Origin of the sequence: Pseudomonas sp. TNT3, from assembly GCF_010095445.2 — a bacterium.
GTDB lineage: Bacteria > Pseudomonadota > Gammaproteobacteria > Pseudomonadales > Pseudomonadaceae > Aquipseudomonas.
In genome coordinates this window covers 40,270-57,662 of sequence record NZ_WFGV02000026.1, presented here as the reverse complement: position 1 = coordinate 57,662, position 17,393 = coordinate 40,270, and the positions used below count along the sequence as shown (strand labels likewise).

Annotated in this window: 17 protein-coding genes; 9 read left to right on the top strand and 8 right to left on the bottom strand. The window is 59.1% G+C overall.

Annotation, left to right across the window (positions count from 1 at the left end):
• Window positions 1-115 precede the first annotated feature (115 nt).
• A complete protein-coding gene (locus tag GBC55_RS16575) occupies window positions 116-1,492 on the bottom strand; it encodes a glutamine synthetase family protein (protein WP_162438477.1) in 1,377 nt (458 codons plus the stop codon).
• 280 nt (window positions 1,493-1,772) lie between these two features.
• Here GBC55_RS16575 and GBC55_RS16570 point away from each other — a divergent pair, with 280 nt between their 5' ends.
• The 5 genes from GBC55_RS16570 to GBC55_RS16550 all read left to right on the top strand — a co-directional run bounded on the left by GBC55_RS16570 (window position 1,773) and on the right by GBC55_RS16550 (window position 7,203).
• Window positions 1,773-2,534 carry a gamma-glutamyl-gamma-aminobutyrate hydrolase family protein gene (locus GBC55_RS16570; protein ID WP_162438476.1) on the top strand — a complete coding sequence of 254 codons (762 nt, stop codon included), beginning with the start codon at window positions 1,773-1,775 and terminating at the stop codon, window positions 2,532-2,534.
• A 397-nt stretch (window positions 2,535-2,931) separates the two neighbouring features.
• Window positions 2,932-4,074, top strand: coding sequence for a polyamine ABC transporter ATP-binding protein (potA, locus tag GBC55_RS16565; protein ID WP_162438475.1), 1,143 nt, complete (start codon window positions 2,932-2,934; stop codon window positions 4,072-4,074).
• Window positions 4,071-4,985, top strand: coding sequence for an ABC transporter permease subunit (locus tag GBC55_RS16560; RefSeq protein WP_162438474.1), 915 nt, complete (start codon window positions 4,071-4,073; stop codon window positions 4,983-4,985). Before potA ends, GBC55_RS16560 begins: the two co-directional genes overlap by 4 nt.
• The gene (locus GBC55_RS16555; RefSeq protein WP_162438473.1) at window positions 4,982-5,863 is read left to right on the top strand and encodes an ABC transporter permease subunit; all 882 of its coding nucleotides are present in this window, start codon (window positions 4,982-4,984) and stop codon (window positions 5,861-5,863) included. Before GBC55_RS16560 ends, GBC55_RS16555 begins: the two co-directional genes overlap by 4 nt.
• Before the next feature lie 242 nt (window positions 5,864-6,105).
• Window positions 6,106-7,203 (top strand): polyamine ABC transporter substrate-binding protein, encoded by a 1,098-nt coding sequence (locus GBC55_RS16550; protein WP_162438472.1) that lies wholly within the window; start codon window positions 6,106-6,108, stop codon window positions 7,201-7,203.
• Between the two features lie 277 nt (window positions 7,204-7,480).
• Here GBC55_RS16550 and thpR read toward each other — a convergent pair whose 3' ends face one another.
• Window positions 7,481-8,017 (bottom strand): RNA 2',3'-cyclic phosphodiesterase, encoded by a 537-nt coding sequence (gene thpR, locus GBC55_RS16545; RefSeq protein ID WP_162438471.1) that lies wholly within the window; start codon window positions 8,015-8,017, stop codon window positions 7,481-7,483.
• A gap of 60 nt (window positions 8,018-8,077) precedes the next feature.
• Between thpR and GBC55_RS16540 the strand changes: the two genes are divergently transcribed.
• Window positions 8,078-8,272, top strand: a complete 195-nt coding sequence (locus GBC55_RS16540) for a hypothetical protein (protein ID WP_162438470.1) — start codon at window positions 8,078-8,080, stop codon at window positions 8,270-8,272.
• Window positions 8,273-8,286: 14 nt separating this feature from the next.
• On the opposite strand, the gene GBC55_RS16535 is transcribed toward GBC55_RS16540, so the two are convergent.
• The gene (locus tag GBC55_RS16535) at window positions 8,287-8,640 is read right to left on the bottom strand and encodes a DUF1428 domain-containing protein (RefSeq protein WP_162438469.1); all 354 of its coding nucleotides are present in this window, start codon (window positions 8,638-8,640) and stop codon (window positions 8,287-8,289) included.
• A 2-nt stretch (window positions 8,641-8,642) separates the two neighbouring features.
• Window positions 8,643-9,725, bottom strand: a complete 1,083-nt coding sequence (locus GBC55_RS16530; RefSeq protein WP_162438468.1) for a hypothetical protein — start codon at window positions 9,723-9,725, stop codon at window positions 8,643-8,645.
• A gap of 621 nt (window positions 9,726-10,346) precedes the next feature.
• On the opposite strand from GBC55_RS16530, the gene GBC55_RS16525 reads away from it, so the two are divergent.
• Window positions 10,347-10,607 carry a hypothetical protein gene (locus GBC55_RS16525; RefSeq protein ID WP_162438467.1) on the top strand — a complete coding sequence of 87 codons (261 nt, stop codon included), beginning with the start codon at window positions 10,347-10,349 and terminating at the stop codon, window positions 10,605-10,607.
• Window positions 10,608-10,621: 14 nt separating this feature from the next.
• Here the strand turns inward: GBC55_RS16525 and GBC55_RS16520 are convergent, their stop codons facing one another.
• The gene (locus GBC55_RS16520) at window positions 10,622-11,266 is read right to left on the bottom strand and encodes a peptidoglycan-binding domain-containing protein (RefSeq protein WP_162438466.1); all 645 of its coding nucleotides are present in this window, start codon (window positions 11,264-11,266) and stop codon (window positions 10,622-10,624) included.
• A 175-nt stretch (window positions 11,267-11,441) separates the two neighbouring features.
• The gene (locus GBC55_RS16515) at window positions 11,442-12,332 is read right to left on the bottom strand and encodes a LysR family transcriptional regulator (RefSeq protein WP_162438465.1); all 891 of its coding nucleotides are present in this window, start codon (window positions 12,330-12,332) and stop codon (window positions 11,442-11,444) included.
• Window positions 12,333-12,469: 137 nt separating this feature from the next.
• Here GBC55_RS16515 and GBC55_RS16510 point away from each other — a divergent pair, with 137 nt between their 5' ends.
• A complete protein-coding gene (locus tag GBC55_RS16510) occupies window positions 12,470-13,876 on the top strand; it encodes an MFS transporter (RefSeq protein WP_162438502.1) in 1,407 nt (468 codons plus the stop codon).
• A gap of 142 nt (window positions 13,877-14,018) precedes the next feature.
• Here the strand turns inward: GBC55_RS16510 and GBC55_RS16505 are convergent, their stop codons facing one another.
• On the bottom strand, window positions 14,019-15,056 hold the full coding sequence (locus GBC55_RS16505; protein WP_247266934.1) for a GGDEF domain-containing protein: 1,038 nt from the start codon (window positions 15,054-15,056) through the stop codon (window positions 14,019-14,021).
• Between the two features lie 121 nt (window positions 15,057-15,177).
• Window positions 15,178-16,218, bottom strand: a complete 1,041-nt coding sequence (locus GBC55_RS16500; RefSeq protein ID WP_162438464.1) for an AraC family transcriptional regulator — start codon at window positions 16,216-16,218, stop codon at window positions 15,178-15,180.
• 221 nt (window positions 16,219-16,439) lie between these two features.
• Here GBC55_RS16500 and GBC55_RS16495 point away from each other — a divergent pair, with 221 nt between their 5' ends.
• Window positions 16,440-17,390 carry a transporter gene (locus GBC55_RS16495; protein WP_162438463.1) on the top strand — a complete coding sequence of 317 codons (951 nt, stop codon included), beginning with the start codon at window positions 16,440-16,442 and terminating at the stop codon, window positions 17,388-17,390.
• The last annotated feature ends 3 nt before the right edge of the window (window positions 17,391-17,393 follow it).

Below are 17,393 nucleotides of genomic sequence, written 5' to 3'. Positions count from 1 at the left end.
AGCGATTGCGGTGGATCAGACGCCATGAATGTGGACTGCGATGACGCCATCGCTGGCAAGCCAGCTCCCACAGGTTTGGCGGCGGCCACAAATCTTGTGTACGCCGCCAACGCCATCAAACCGTGTGCAAGTACCAGTTGTACTCAAGGTCCGAGATGGAGTTCTCGAACTCGGCCAGCTCGCTTTCCTTGCACGCGACGAACACGTCGATGTACAGCGGGTCGATGTATTTGGCCATGACTTCGCTGTCGTCCAGCTCGCGCAGTGCGTCGCGCAGGTTGTTTGGCAGGCTCTGTTCGTTCTGCTCGTAGCTGTTGCCTTCCACCGGTGGGCCCGGCTCGATTTCGTTGGTCAAGCCGTGGTGAATACCGGCCAGGACCGACGCCATCAGCAAGTACGGGTTGGCGTCGGCACCGGCAACGCGGTGTTCGATGCGCACGGCGTCCGGCGAACCGTTTGGCACGCGCACGGCCACGGTCCGGTTATCGATGCCCCAGCTTGGCGAGTTCGGCACGTAGAACTGCGCGCCAAAGCGGCGGTACGAGTTGACGTTCGGGCACAGGAACGCCATCTGCGCCGGCAGGGTCTCGAGCACACCGCCGATCGCGTGTCGCAGCGCGGCGTTCTGCTCGGGATCCTCGCTGGCGAAGATGTTGTTGCCTTCTTTGTCGAGAATCGAAATGTGCACGTGCAGACCATTGCCCGCCTGGCCCGGATACGGCTTGGCCATGAAGGTGGTGTCCATCTCGTGGTCGTAGGCGATGTTCTTCACCAGACGCTTGAGCAACACCGCGTAGTCGCAGGCCTTTATAGGGTCGGAGACGTGGTGCAGGTTCACTTCGAATTGCGCCGGGGCGCTTTCCTTGACGATGGCGTCCGCAGGAATGCCCTGCTCTTTTGCGCCTTCGAGGATGTCTTGCAGGCAGTCGACGTATTCGTCCAGGTCGTCGATCAGGTACACCTGAGTCGACATCGGACGCTTGCCCGACACCGGCGAACGTGGCGATTGCGGACGACCGTTCACATTGTCCTGGTCGATCAGATAGAACTCGAGTTCAAACGCGGCGCAGATGGTCAGGCCCATGTCATCGAACTTGCTCACGACCTGACGCAGTACTTCGCGAGGGTCGGCGAAGAACGGTTGGCCTTCCAGTTCGTGCATGGTCATTAACAGTTGCGCGGTTGGGCGCTTCTGCCAAGGCTCGATGCTGAGGGTATTGGGGATGGGGTAGCAGATTCGATCGGAGTCGCCGATGTCCAGACCCAGGCCGGTGCTTTCCACCGTTGAACCGTTGATGTCCAGGGCGAAGAGCGACGCCGGAAGGTTGATGCCTTTTTCGTAAACCTTATGAAGACTGGTGCGTTCGATGCGCTTGCCGCGCACCACACCGTTCATATCCGCAATCAGAAGGTCGACGTACAAAACCTCAGGATATTTCTTAAGGAATGCGTTTGCTTCGTTGAGTTGAACGGTACGCAGAGGGACCGACATGATGCACCTATTAGCTGTTAATTATTATGTTCACTGCCTTGTTGCGAGCTCAGTCAATCCGAAAGGCAAAGTGAAGTCAATAGCGAACACTTGGCCTTTCAACCTTTATTTTCGGGCCTCTAATGGGCACGAGAGTGCCACATCAGTCCCGCACACCGCGTAAATCCTAATGATCGGACACACGGCGTTTAGAATTTTTTACATGAGAGTTGTTAATTAAAATCAACAAGGCTAAGCTCCGGAAAAGCTCGTTCAAGTGTGAAACTTCGAGGTGATAAAAATGGCATTCAAGCCATTGATCGGCGTTACTGCATGCGTCAAACAGATTGGCCTGCACCCCTACCACGTCAGCGGCGACAAGTACTTGCGTACTGTCAGCGTCGCGGCTTTGGGGTTGCCCGTGGTCATTCCTTCCTTAGGCGAACTGACTGAAATCGAGGATCTGCTCGCGCAGCTCGACGGTCTGTTGCTGACCGGCTCACCTTCGAATGTGGAACCTTTCCACTATCAAGGCACGGCCAGTGCGCCCGGCACGGATCACGATCCGGCCCGGGATGCCACTACCCTCCCCTTATTACGTGCAGCCATCGCGGCAGGCGTTCCGGTGCTCGGCATCTGCCGTGGCTTTCAGGAAATGAACGTCGCGTTTGGTGGCAGCCTGCATCAGAAGGTGCATGAGCTGCCGGGCATGCTCGATCACCGCGAGGCGGATCACCCGGAACTGGCCGTGCAGTACGCACCGGCCCATGCCGTGACGGTTCAGCCTGGGGGTGTATTTGAAGCGCTGAAGTTGCCTGGCGAGTTCATGGTCAATTCGATTCACAGCCAGGGCATCGACCGACTGGGGCCTGGCCTGCGCTGCGAGGCGATTGCGCCGGACGGTTTGATCGAGGCGATTTCGGTGGAGCGCAGCCCCACCTTTGCCGTCGGTGTGCAATGGCACCCGGAATGGCAGGTGCTTTCGAACCCTCCCTATTTGAGTATTTTCCAGGCGTTCGGCGATGCGTGCCGGCGACGGGCTGCGCTGCGTAACGCGCGCTGACTTAAACAGACAATCAACCCGTTTACTGCCCCCGCGAGTCTGGCGGGTGCGCCTATGCGCATCCGTGACTTGTGAAAACAACACACTGCAATAACAACAAGTACGACCCAGGCAGCCAGGACGGCGGCGCCGCCCCAGCCCAGGCCGGTCGATGCCAGTGCAGCAAACGCAAATCCCCTGTGGGACATAAATGTGGCGAAGGGATTTATCCCCGCTGGACTGCGGAGCAGGCCCAAAATTTTGGGGCGGCTGCGCCACCCAACGGGGATAAATCCCCTCGCCACAGTCGTCCTACAGGGGGGCAGCGCTCTGACTGGCACCGCACGGCTCGCGTTGGCAATTCACTATTAAGTCAGGCCGCGTTGGCCCGACGACTGAAACCTGTTGGGAGTTTCACATGGCAAACGCCTCCAGCATCTACAGGAAGGCTCTTGAAGGTCACCAGGCACCGAAAAAGGTGCTGGTGAAAGTCGATCGCGTCACCAAGAAATTCGACGAAACCGTCGCAGTGGATGATGTCTCGCTTGAGATCCATCAAGACGAAATCTTCGCCCTGCTCGGCGGTTCCGGCTCCGGTAAATCGACGCTGCTGCGCATGCTCGCAGGGTTCGAGCGCCCCACCGAAGGACGTATCCTGCTCGACGGTGTGGACATCACCGACATGCCGCCGTATGAGCGGCCGATCAACATGATGTTCCAGTCGTACGCCCTGTTCCCGCACATGACCGTGGCGCAGAACATTGCCTTCGGCCTGAAGCAGGATCGGCTGTCCGCCAGTGAAATCGACGCCCGTGTGGAAGAGATGCTGCGACTGGTGCACATGACCCAGTACGCCAAGCGCAAACCTCACCAACTGTCCGGCGGTCAGCGTCAGCGTGTGGCGTTGGCTCGCTCGTTGGCCAAGCGTCCGAAGCTGTTGCTGCTCGACGAGCCGATGGGCGCGCTGGACAAGAAACTGCGTTCGCAGATGCAGCTTGAGCTGGTGGAAATCATCGAGCGCGTCGGCGTGACGTGCGTGATGGTGACCCACGATCAGGAAGAGGCCATGACCATGGCCCAGCGCATCGCGATCATGCACCTGGGCTGGATCGCCCAGATCGGCAGCCCGGTCGACATCTACGAAGCTCCGGTCAGCCGCATGGTCTGCGAGTTCATCGGCAACGTGAACGCCTTCGAAGGCACGGTTGTTGAAGACCTTGAAGGTCACGCGATCATTCACAGCCCGGACCTTGAGCAGAAGATCTACGTCGGTCACGGCGTCAGCACGTCGGTGCAGGACAAGTCGATCACCTACGCGATCCGCCCGGAAAAAATGCTGGTCAGCACCATCAAGCCAGACACCCGCTACAACTGGTCCGTGGGCAAGGTGCATGACATCGCCTACCTCGGCGGCCACTCGGTGTTTTATGTGCAACTGCCAGGCGGCAAAGTCGTGCAGTCGTTCATGGCCAACGCCGAACGCCGCGGCGCACGTCCAACCTGGGACGACCAGGTCTACGTGTGGTGGGAAGACGACAGCGGCGTGGTACTGCGCGCATGAGAACCTTCAATCAGCAATTCCTCAGACTGGTCCCCAGCGGGCGAAAACTGGTCATTGGCATTCCGTTCCTGTGGCTGTGCCTGTTCTTCCTGTTGCCGTTTTTCCTGGTGATGAAGATCAGCTTCTCCGAAGCCGCCCTGGCGATTCCGCCGTACTCGGAGATCTACACCTTCGCCGAGCAGAAATTCAACCTGCTGCTCAACATCGGCAACTACGCGCTGCTGGCCGGGGATGAGTTGTACATCGCCGCCTACCTCGGGTCGTTGAAGGTCGCGTTTTTCAGCACCTTGATGTGCCTGGTGATCGGTTTCCCGATGGCTTACGCGATCACCAAGGCGAGCAAGGAATCGCAGAACGTCTTGCTGCTGCTGATCATGATGCCGACCTGGACCGCGATCCTGATCCGTGTGTATGCGTGGATGGGCATCCTCAGCAACAACGGCTTGCTCAACGCGTTCCTGATGTGGACCGGCCTGACGTCGCACCCGATCGAGATCCTCAACACCAACACCGCTGTCTATATCGGCGTGGTGTATGCGTACCTGCCGTTCATGGTGCTGCCGCTGTACGCCAACCTGGTCAAGCACGATGGCAGCCTGCTGGAAGCGGCGCAGGACCTGGGTTCGAGCAACTTCAACAACTTCTGGAAAATCACCGTGCCGCTGGCCAAGAACGGCATCATCGCCGGTTGCATGCTGGTGTTCATTCCGGTGGTCGGTGAGTTCGTGATTCCCGAGCTGCTCGGTGGCCCGGAGACGCTGATGATCGGTCGCGTGTTGTGGCAAGAGTTCTTCAACAATCGCGATTGGCCGGTGGCGTCTGCCCTGGCGGTGGTGATGCTGTTGATCCTGATTGTGCCGATTCTGCTGTTTAACCGCAGCCAGGCCAAAGAGATGGAGGCACGGGGATGAAACGCTTCGGATTTTCAAAGTTCATGCTGATTTTCGGCTTGTCGTTTATCTACCTGCCGATGCTGATTCTGGTGATCTACTCGTTCAACGCCTCCAAACTGGTGACGGTGTGGGGCGGCTGGTCGTTCAAGTGGTACGCCGGGCTGCTCGACAACACCCAACTGATGGGCTCGGTGGTGCGCTCGCTGGAAATCGCCTGCTACACGGCGGTGGCGGCGGTCGCATTGGGGACGTTGGCAGCGTTCGTGCTGACCCGCGTGACACGCTTCAAGGGCCGCACGTTGTTCGGCGGTTTGGTGACCGCGCCGCTGGTGATGCCGGAAGTGATCACCGGTCTGTCGCTGTTGCTGCTGTTCGTGGCCATGGCGCAGTTGATCGGTTGGCCGATGGAGCGTGGCATCGTCACGATCTGGATCGCCCACACCACGTTTTGTGCCGCCTATGTCGCAGTGGTAGTCTCCGCCCGCCTTCGCGAGCTGGACCTGTCCATCGAAGAAGCGGCCATGGACCTCGGTGCGAAGCCCTTCAAGGTGTTTTTCCTGATCACCATTCCGATGATCGCGCCGTCACTGGCGGCGGGCGGCATGATGTCGTTTGCCTTGTCGCTGGATGATCTGGTGCTGGCGAGCTTCGTGTCGGGGCCGGGGTCGACGACCCTGCCGATGGAAGTGTTCTCGGCGGTGCGTCTGGGTGTGAAGCCTGAGATCAACGCGGTTGCCAGCCTGATTTTGTTGGCGGTGTCGATTGTGACGTTCATGGTCTGGTACTTCAGCCGTCGCGCTGAAGCGAGCCGTAAACGTGCGATTCAGGAAGCGATGGATCAGACGGCCAGTGAGTCGTGGCAGCCTGGTAAGCCATTGGCGGGTGCTACCGCCTGATGTCATCGGACGTAAACATGCTCCTGTGGCGAGCGAGCTTGCTCGCGCTGGGTTGCGAAGCGACCCCGAAAACTCCGGCCACCCCGCCAATTTTTTGTGAGTGCTGCGCACTCAAGCGGGAGCAAGCTCCCTCGCCACAGGGTTGATGTGTTGGCTTCAGGGTTTGAGTTCGCTTCAAAGGTTGTGTGTTCACTGCATCTTTGCTGTGTGATTTTGAATAAAAAGAATTGGAGTTGTACTCGATGAAAATGCTTGGCAGGACTTTGCTGACACTGTCCTTATTCGGCGCGATCGCCACAGGCGCCCAGGCCAATGACAAGGTACTGCGCGTTTACAACTGGTCGGATTACATCGCCCCGGACACCGTCAAAAAGTTCGAAGACGAGACCGGCATCCGTGTGACCTACGATGTGTTCGACAGCAATGAAACGCTTGAAGCGCGGCTGCTTGCCGGCAAATCCGGCTATGACATCGTCGTGCCGTCCAACAGTTTTCTGGCCAAGCAGATCAAGGCTGGCGTCTATCAGGAACTGGACAAGTCGAAGCTGTCGAACTGGAAAAACCTGAACCCGGTGTTGCTGAAAAACGCCTCTGCCAGCGACCCCGACAACGGTCACGCCTTCCCGTACATGTGGGGCTCGATTGGTATCGGGTTCAATCCGGACAAGGTCAAGGAAGTGCTCGGCGAAAATGCCCCGACCAACTCCTGGGACCTGTTGTTCAAACCGCAAAACGCGGAAAAACTCAAAGCCTGCGGTATCAGCTTCCTTGATTCGCCAACGGAAATGCTGCCGGCTGCCCTGCACTATCTGGGTTATGCGGTGAATTCCCAGGACAAGGCTCAAATCGCTGAAGCCGAAGCGCTGTTCATGAAGATTCGCCCATCGGTGGCGTATTTCCATTCCTCGAAGTACATCTCCGACCTGGCCAACGGCAACATCTGCGTGGCGGTCGGTTACTCCGGCGACGTGCTGCAGGCCAAGGCCCGCGCCAAGGAAGCCGGCGATAAAGTGAAGATTGATTACAGCATTCCGAAAGAAGGTGCCGGCAGTTTCTACGACATGGTTGCCATCCCCCGCGATGCGGCGAACGTCGAAAACGCTTACCTGTTCATGAACTTCCTGATGCGCCCGGACATCATCGCCGAGATCACCAACAACATTGGCTACAGCAATGCCAACGCGGCGGCGACGCCTTTGGTGGATGAGGCGATTCGTGATGATCCAGGGTCGTATCCGCCGCAAGACGTGATCGCGACGTTGTATGCGATTCCGGATTTGCCGATTGGTATTCAGCGGGTGATGACTCGGGGTTGGACTCGGGTGAAGCTCGGGAAGTGACTCACTTGAGGTAGTGGTTGGGTTTGCGGCCGCCATCGCGGGCAAGCCCGCTCCCACAGGGAATCAAGACGGATCATAGAGGAGTGATCGACACCGATACCTGTGGGAGCAAGGCTTGCCCGCGATGAGGCCCTAACTGACAACGCAGGATTGAAACGATTTCCGTTCCCGCAGCGCCTTACCACCGCTGCCTTTCTCTGATGAAGAACGGCCTCACCTGGCTTCCTCGGTCAAGGTGAATTTGGGCGCCCTCGGGCGCCTTTTTTTGTGGCTGGCGTTATGTAATCAACGGCCACTGCGCGAGTGCCCGATAACGGCCTTTATGGGATTCGAACAGGGCGAAGTGATCGGCGTGCAGGAAAAACTCCGGGGGCGTCGTCGATTCGGGCACCGGTGCCCGGTAGTCGCGCATCAAGGTCAGGTGCGGCCGAAATTCCCTGGACGTCTCCTCGAATCCGAACGGCAGCATCGCCTGCTCCAGCGCATACACCAGACGTAGCAACGCGGGTGGCGCCTGCTCTGATGCCAGCACCAGCGCCCCTGCCCTGCGCCAGGCATCCAGTCGATCCAGCTCGACCCGCAATGGCTCACCGGGCACGCGAACCTTGCCAGCGGCACTGCAGACATCGGCGATCTGCGCCACATCGACCGAGCCGAGAAACAACAACGTCAGGTGGAAATTTTCCGCAGGCACCGGGCGGCCGGTCCTGAGTTGCAGCGCGCTACGCCATTGCGCTATCGCCCGGCGTTGCGCGGGTGCGCAGTCCAGCGCGAAAAACAGCCGTTTCGACGGCTCATGGGATTCGTCGCTCATGCCTGGCAGCTCCTGGTGGGCAAGTTATAGTTCAGACAACCGAATCAACGGGAGGTGACCATGCGAGAGATCATCAGCAAGGAACCGTGGTGGGCAATGCCACCGCGACCTGGTCAGGATGAGTCCGAGCTGGACTGGGGATGGCTGGTTCACTATAGCGAAGGTGAGCCGCGTTTCGAATTTATCCGGGAACGACCTACGGACAGTGAAATCCGCAATCGCAAGAGCTGCAGGATCAACCCTTCATCGGAGTGATCCTGCGACGGGCGTCAGGCTTGCATGATCACGTTGAAACCGCCGAATACCATGCGCTGCCCGTCGAATGGCATCGGGTTGACGTCCGGCTGCATGCGCGGGTCGGACATGAGCTTGTTCATTCCGGCATCGCGGGTGGCCTTGTCGGGCCAGACGATCCAGGAAAACACCACGGTTTCGTCGTCCTTGAGCTTGACCGCCATGGGGAACGAGGTGACCTTGCCGTCGGGCACGTCATCGCCCCAACATTCAACGACGCTCAAGGCACCGTTTTCTTTGAAAATGACGGCGGCCGACTCGGCGTGTTTCTTGAACTTTTCCCGATTGGCGGTGGGGACTGCTGCAATGAAGCCATCAACGTAAGACATGGTCATTCTCCTGCGGGGGGTAGAGGGTCGATCTGCTGGTTAGTCGATTCCGTCGGGCTCCAGTCGACAGACCCGCCCCCCGAACTGACCGACGGTGCTTCGACGGCCCCCGCCAGATTCCCTTCAACTTGCGCCGCCATGTACAACGTCCCGGCCATCACTCCGGTCGTCGGGTTCTGCACCAGCTTCACCCAGGCTTTGTCGAACGTATTGCCCAGGCTGCTGCGAATCAGCGCCTCGCTGTCAGGCCGGTCGCTGGCCTGGATGATCGCGCGAATCCCTGCGACGCCCACGGTAATCAATCCTCCCGCCAGCCTCCCTGCCGCCGCCGCCACCGCACTGGCCGCCCCACGCGGAGCCATTTCGGCTTCCATTCGCTGACTGGCGCGCTTGGCCACGGGCGCCATGGCGGTATCGGTCGAGCCGACGCCCTTGTCGCCGCCCGCGGTGTGGATCTTGTCGATCAGCGCGGAAAACGCCGGGAGCATGTTCAGGTCGGTATGGATGACCTGATAGAGGGAGGCGTCCCGGGCAGAGGGCGGGCCCAGCGCGATGGCGGGGATCTTGTTGACGCGGGCATTGAGCTGGTCCATCGGTACGCCGTAGCGCTGGGAGATGACCTGCAGTTGCTGGCCAATGAGCTGCACATAAAACTCGGTGGCCTGATGAAGAATCGCGTCCGGGTCGATTTCCACCGCCACCGGTGCCAGGACGCGTTCCTGGTATTCCTCCAGCAAATACGCCGCCAGACGCTTGGCCGAGGCGTCCTGCTCACCTTTGGCGCTGATGGTGTACCAGCTGACTTTCATCGACATCCATTCCTGGGCCCAATAACTGCTGAACCACGGAATGAAATTCTCTTCGGTCTGTTCGTAAACGCGTGTGCGCCAATGTTCCATGGACCCGCGCGCAAAGACCTTGGCCTGCTCAGTGGCCGATCGTGATGCCGCCACAATGTCCCGGTCCACTTGCTGCCAAGTGGCCTGGGAAACGATGACCGGTGGCGGGGAAACAGGCGCACGCGTGGGCGTGGCGCAACCCGCCACGACCAACAGCACGGCGACGATCAGCGAACGCAGGTTCAAGGTCGCGGCTTCCCGAAAGTGTTACGCCGACCGTAAGGATCGGCGGTCGAAGGGTACTGGTTTGAGTATAGGTGGAGGACCGGGTCTGTCCTTGGTCCGGTGTCGAATCTGTAGGCCGCTATCGCGAGCAAGCTCGGCTCCCACAGGGATCTTTGTCGGTCATAGCATTGGCATACACCGCCGAAAACTGTAGGAGTGAGCCTGCTCGCGATGGGGCCGTGTCAGTCGATATCGATGTTGGATGTAAGACCGCTATCGCGAGCAGGCTCACTCCTACAGGGATCTTTGTCGGCCACAGCATTGGCGTACACCGCCGAAAATTGTGGGAGTGAGCCTGCTCGCGATGGGGCCGCGTCAGTTGGCATCGATGCCGGATCATCAGGGGCCAGTCAAAACACCCTCCCTCCTGACCATCATTCCCATCGATAACCACCATCGTCCCGAATGCCTTCCGCAAAAAATCCGTCAGCGTAGGATCAACCTCATCCCGACAATAAATCCCGCATCGGAGGGGTTCATCATGCTGATTCATCTCCTGACTTGCCTGGCCCTGACCGCCGTCACCCTCACCCTTTTTTCCTGGATCGTTCTGGACGTCGGTCAGACCGAGGAGCAGCCATCATGATTCAACCCGTCACCCTCTCCGTGAGCTTTCCGGTTTTTGGCAATAACTACTATTCCCAGCAGGTTGTTCCGCGCCAGGCGCTTTCACTGGTGTTCGACAAAAATTTCGAAGCGTTGCTGATGCCGGCCGCCGCCAACCATTTCAGCAATGAAGTGGTGGGGTTGAATGATCAGTTTCGGTTTCTGAACGATGTGTTGGTTGAGCACCTATTGGACAAGGAAGTGGCTCTGGATACCACGCGGCGGTTCACGTTTTAGGAGCTGGCGTGGGTTCAGCATCCATCAGTAGACCAATGAGGTATGTCCTTGTCGCCGCCCATGAACTTGATGACGCCGTAAGTGATTGCCACCGCGTGCAAGTCCGTATTCATTCCTGTCTTGGGCGCTGTCGTGATGTGAATGGTCGAGCCCAAGGCGTCCGTTATGGAAAGCGTTCCCGTCCAGGAAATGGCCATATCAATGGCATTCCCCTCGATGTGTCGTGACCTCAGCGCCGGGGCAACTCTCAGTTTTTTCAGGCCATAGGCATCCACCATTTCGCGGGCGGCGACGATGGATCGCTCGCTACAAAATTCGCCCTTTTCGTCTACGTGGCTCCACTCGATGTTCACGCCCTCGCGAGTCGGGATGGTTTTCGGGTCTGCGTCGGCATTGACGATTTTCCAGGCCCAATGCATCAGGAATGCACGCTGGGCAGGACGCAACGTAGCGGCGATGTTCACGCTCGCACCTGCTGCCTGGAGGGCGCTGATGAAGGAATGGGCAGACGAACCAAAGGCCGGGCTGAGATCGTCAAGACGCGTACTGGTTGGAAACTCCGAAACCCAAGAGCGGCCGCTAAGTTGTTTTAGGGTGTGATCTCCTTCCAAAGCAGCCTGCGCCTGGGAAGGGGTCAATAAATTCAACGGTTTTGCCATGGTGAAGCTCCTCGATTCTGGCTGTTCATCGAGTGTCCAACGGCTTCAACAGGTTCCTGCGAAACACCTTTCCTGGACACTGGTGCACGGGAATTAAGGCGTTCTTGATAAAACTTATCTGTCAGGCATTTCCTCTTTTTCAAAGAGCAAACGGATCAATTTATCGGGCCACGACTCATGGCGCGCACACCTCTTTAAGACACCCGCGCAACCAGCGATGCACCGGGTCGGCATCCATTCGCGGATGCCAGAGCATGGCCACGGTAAACGGCTGCATCTCGAATGGAAGTGCAAAGCTGTGCATCCCGGCACGCAGGCTTTCAGTGTGGCGCTCTGGAACACAGGTGATCAGGTCGGTGTCCCTGGCGAGCGCCAGAGCGGTCGAGAAACCGGCGACCGTCGTCACGATGTCGCGTGTGAGTTGCAGCGCCGCCAGCGCGTCATCAATCGGTCCTTTATCCAACCCCCTCCTGGAAATACTGATGTGCCCGCCCGCCGCAAAGCGAGCAGGCGTGATGTCGCCTTTGCCGAGTGGATGGTCTTCGCGCATGACGCCAATGAAGCGGTCGCGAAACAGCCCCTGCGTACGCAGCTCCGGCCCCGCGCCCTTCCCGACCACGCCTGTTTCCAGATCCACGGTGCCGTCCCGTAGCGCGGTGCTGTCCTTATCGGGTTTGTGCATGAAGCGCAGGCGCACACCGGGGGCTTGCGCGGCGATGCGTGCTATCAGCGGCGCGCCGAAGTTTTCGACAAAGCCTTCGCTGGTGCGCAGGGTAAAAGTGCGGCTCAGATGCTGCAGATCCGGCTGTTCGGCCGGGCGAAGGACAGCTTCGGCGTCCTGTACCAGTTGCCCGACGCGCTCGCGCAATTCGATGGCCCGGGGGGTTGGTACCAAACCGCGCCCTGCCCTGACGAGAAGCGGATCGCCCGTGGTCTCGCGCAAACGGGCCAGCGAACGACTCATCGCCGAGGGGCTGAGCTGCAGGCGTTTGGCGGCGCGGGCGACGCTGCCTTCAGCGAGCAGCACGTCCAGAGTGATCAGCAGATTCAGATCGGGGAAAGGCATGCTTCGGCTCCTGGCAGGTGGGAGATGGCGTTTGACGCATGAAAACAGTGCAAACCGTGCGTCTTCCGCCATGTTAGGCCTGGGCGTAGATTTCTGACAGCCCCGCTTCGGGAGCGGTCAGAAAGAGGACGCAGATGATGACTACGATTGCCGCCGCTCGGTCGGCTGGCGCCACACGGTGGACGCTCACCAGTCTTTCCCTGTCGATGTTGCTGTCTTCGCTGGGGACCAGCATTGCCAACGTGGGATTGCCGACATTGTCTGAAGCGTTCAACGCGCCCTTTCAGTCGGTGCAATGGGTCGTGATTGCCTATCTTCTCGCCATCACCGCATTGATTGTCAGTGTCGGACGGCTTGGTGATATCACGGGGCGTCGACGTTTACTGCTGATCGGCATCGGTCTGTTTACCCTGGCGTCGGCGTTATGTGCAGTGGCGCCGACCCTGAATCTGTTGATCACCGCCCGAGCGCTGCAGGGGCTTGGCGCCGCCATCATGATGGCGCTGACCCTGGCGTTTGTCAGCGATGCCGTGCCCAAACCCAGGATCGGCAGGGCCATGGGGATGCTCGGGACGATGTCGGCCATCGGCACCGCGATGGGGCCTACATTGGGTGGTCTTTTGATTTATGGATTCGGTTGGCGGGCGATCTTTCTGATCACTGTTCCACTGGGGCTGCTGACAGGGTGGCTCGCGTATCGCTGGCTCCCTGCCGACAGCGCGAAATCCGGAGCCAGGCGCAGTGGATTCGATGTGCCGGGCACGTTGATGTTAGTGGTCATGTTGACGGCGTACGGGCTGGCGATGACGATCGGGCGCGGCAGTTTCGGATGGCTCAACAGTGCGCTTCTAGTGTTCGCGGGTGTTGCTCTCTGGATGTTTGTGTCCATCGAGAAGCGTGTCGCCTCCCCCTTGATTCGCCTGGAAATGTTCCGCGATCCAGACTTGAGCGCCTGCCTGGCGATGAGTGCGCTGGTGACCATGGTGATGATGGCGACGCTGGTGGTCGGGCCTTTTTACTTGTCAGAGGCACTTGAACTGGATGCCGTCGGGGTTGGCCTGGTGATGTCGGTCGGGCCATTGGTCGCTGCGCTGACAGGGGTGCCGGCGGGCCGCGTTGTCGACCGGTTCGGCGCTCGGCGTATGACTGTCTCGGGGCTTGCAGCGATGGTCATAGGGTGTTTCGCATTATCCATAACGCCAGCGGAATTCGGCATCGGCGGCTATGTGGTGGCCGTGGCTGTCATCACATCGGGCTACGCGCTGTTCCAGACAGCCAACAACACAGCGGTGATGGCAGATGTTATAGCGGACCAGCGCGGGGTGATTTCGGGTTTTCTCAATTTGTCGCGCAATCTGGGACTGGTCTCCGGCGCCGCTGCGTTGGGCGCAGTGTTTGCGCTGGCATCAAGGTCTGTCGAAAGCAATCTCGCGCATCCCGATGCGATTGCACACGGGATGCAGACCACGTTTGCCGTAGCGTTGATGTTGATGGGCATGGCGTTGGTCATTGCGCTGCGACGGCTTAAAGCTCATGGGCGATGAAAGCGCAGGCTTCCAGGTGGGAGCCGGGCTTGATCCGGGCGGCACTCCGACGATGGGGCCGTGTCAGGCTACATCGATGCTGGATGTGCCGCCGTCATCGCGAGCAAGCTTCGCTCCTGCAGTGTCGGGCAACGGCCAGCGCTTAAATGACCTGATTTCGACCGTTGCGTTTGGCCTGATACAACGCGTCATCCGCACGGGTCAACAGGCTGTCGAGGGTGTCGTCGGGCACTGCCAGCGCCACACCGAAGGAAGCCGTTATGGTGTCCAGCACCTTGCCGTCGCCACGCGCCTTGATTCGCAGCGACTGGATTTTCAGGCGCAGTTGCTCGGCAAAAGCCCGGGCGCTGGCGAGGTCGGGGCATTGCTCCAGCACCACGCAGAATTCTTCTCCGCCGTAACGCGCGGCATTGGCGTGGCTGGGCAGTGAATGGCGCAAGGTTTGCGCGACATGCTGGAGAACCCGGTCGCCCAAGGGATGGCCATACTGGTCATTGAATTGCTTGAAGTGATCGATATCGAGCATCACCAGAGCGACGCCTCGCGATGGTCTGCCCAGCGCCCGTTCCAGCACGCGGGTGAAGGCAGCGCGATTGAGCAGTTCGGTCAGGCCATCGATCGTCGCGGCCAGTTGCGCGCGCTCGAGTTTGCTGCGCAGGGTCTTGATTTCGTCCTGGGCGGAATGCAGCTGGGATAGAAAGTGTTCCTGCTGGCTCTGCATGAGCCGGGTGCTTTGTTGCAGTTCGCTCAAAATGTCCGGCAAGCGCTCGTGGGTAGGCGCTTCGAGCATGTCCAGGCAGTGAACGAGACTGGTCTGGAAGTTGCGATTACCTTCGACACTGCGCGAAACGTCCCGCGCCATGTCGTCGACCAGGTTGATCGCCTGTTGCTGGCCGGCACGCGCATCTTCCAGCTCGTCGCGAATGATGTAGTCGCGAAACAGCTTCGACGCGGACTCGGCAGGAAATCGATCGAAATCCTTGATTACCTTGTCCAGTTGCCGATTGAGCTCGGGCACCTGGCCCTTGCTGTAGGTGTACCAGAGCGCGTAGTGCACGGGGTTGGGCGGGATGTTATGACGAACCATCAATGGGACGGCTTGCTTGAGCAGGGCCGCCGCCTCGCGGGAATCTTCCGGATACATCTCTAGAACAGTCGCACGCGTCTCGGATTGGCTCATAACATCACTGTGGTTAGTAATCATTGGCAAATGGAAACGCGTGGAGCATAACCGTACGTCTGGAAAACGGATAGCTACTTGCCACCAAATACGGCCCTTTTTATTGAGCGCCGAGGCGAATTCATTGCAAGACCGCACCCTCGTTGCGAAATGCCGTGGGACTCAAGCCGGTCCAGCGCTTGAACGCTCGACGAAAACTGCGCACATCGCTGTAGCCGACTTCTTCGGTAATGCGCTCGATGGACATCTCCGGATTGCCCAGCAGGCTCATGGTGCGCGCCTGGCGTACTTGTTCCAGCAAGGTTTCGAACGTCAACGCGTGCTCGGTGAGCCGTCGCCGCAAGGTACGACTGCTCATGTTCAAGTCGCCGGCAATTTTTTCGATGTGGCTGCCCTCAGTCAGGTCGCGGGAAATCGCGCGCTCCACCGCCTGGATCAAGTCCATTTTCTGATGAATCTGCGCGGCCTCCAGCTCAAGCAATTTGACCGCCTGACGCAATGCCAGGGAATGATGATTGGGCAGGCACACATCCAGCCAGTGAGCGGCAATGACCATGCGGTTTTGCAGGCAGCCAAACTGCACATCCGGCCCCAGCCAATGGTGGTACTCGGCACGGTAATCCGGCGCCGCGTGCACAAACTCCACCGCCATCGGCTTGAAATCCGCGCCCACCAGCGCTCGGCCGTACACCAGCAAACTGGCGAAAAACTCCTCGACCGCGAACACCTGCACGTCGGCGAACGGCAACCGGCACTCGACGTCGACGAACACCCGGTCCGCCGCTTCTTCGACACTCGATACGGCGATGCCGCCGGAGGTGTGCTGATGACGGATACCCAGCTCGAACGCATCCCGCAGGTTTTTGCACAGGGACAGCACGTGGCCGAGAAGCCCGAGGGTGCCAAGCACGTTCTGCGCACCGACCCACAGGCCCAAACCGCGGTTAGGCAATGCCTTCAACGCACGCTGAATCATCGCCACGGCCTGGCGGTAGGAAATGCGGTGCGCCGGATCCTGCAGGTCTTCGAGGGCAAAGCCCAGTCCTCGGCAAAGGGTCTCGGGATTGACCCCTTTTTGCTGCGCGACTTCTGCCAGGGTTTGCAGCAGAAACGGCGACACCAGCGCCAGTTCAAAGGTGGGATCGATTACTTTCATCTGCATGGGCGCTATACGTTCCGGATCGTGTCTGGATTCTTATTTTTTGTTACCGGTTATGTCGACGAAAGTTAGCACAGGCATTGAAGGCTGTCCGCAGAAGCCCCCTATCTGGCCGCCAATACCCTGCCCGCGCTCGCCTTAACAGCTTATTTCTATGCCCTGGGGCTCTGGTCACCGGCGTCATGCCACCGGCGCGACCACTAACAATAAGAATGAGTACACACATGAACCTGATCCGGATGAACGTTTCCTTGCGACTGGCCGTCGGCCTGGCGGGTGTCTGCGCCATTCAATTACCGGCGTTGGCCACCGAGGCCGGCGTGGACAACATTGGCCCAGGCACCGACGGCTTTTTCATGTTGCCACTGGACGTGAACAGCCTCCCGGCCAACATGCTGGCCTTCAACCTCTACTACAACCACTACAAAGCCACCAAGCTGAACATCAGCTCGCTGGGCGGCAAAGTGCCCAATGTCGAGATTGAATCCACGGCAGTCATTCCGCGTATCGATTACCTCAGCCCGGTACGGGTGTTCGGGGGCCGTCTGGCCGGTTACATCGCGCAGCCGTGGCTGAAACAGGAAGTCTCGATGTTCGGTTTGCAGGACACTCGCGAAGGCATGGGCGACACCACCATCGCGCCGATCATTCTCTGGGACATGGGCAAGAACCTGACCCTCGGTGCTGCCGTGGAAATCACCGTGCCGACAGGTGAATACAGCGTCGACCGGCTGGCCAACACCAGCAACAACTTCTACACGTACAAACCGCTGTTTTCCTTCACCTGGCTGCCGACGCCGAGAACCGAGTTGTCGATGAAGACGACTTACAGCTTCAACGAGAAGAACAAGGACACCGACTACAAATCGGGGCAGATTTTCCACGTCGATTATTCCGCCAGCTACAAGCTCACCGACAACCTGATGCTCGGCTTGAATGGCTACTATTTGAAGCAGACCACCGACGACAAGCAGTTCGGCAGAACCGTGCAATTCAATGGCGAAGATGTGAATGACGGCGTGCGCGGGCAGGTGTTCGCCATTGGCCCTGCGTTGCACCTGACCTTCCTGAAATACGCCAGTGCGGAGATTCGCTGGGCCAAGGAATTTGACGTGGAAAACCGGCCCGAGGGGGAAATGTTGTGGGCGAAAGTGAGTATTCCGTATGCGTTTTGAGTG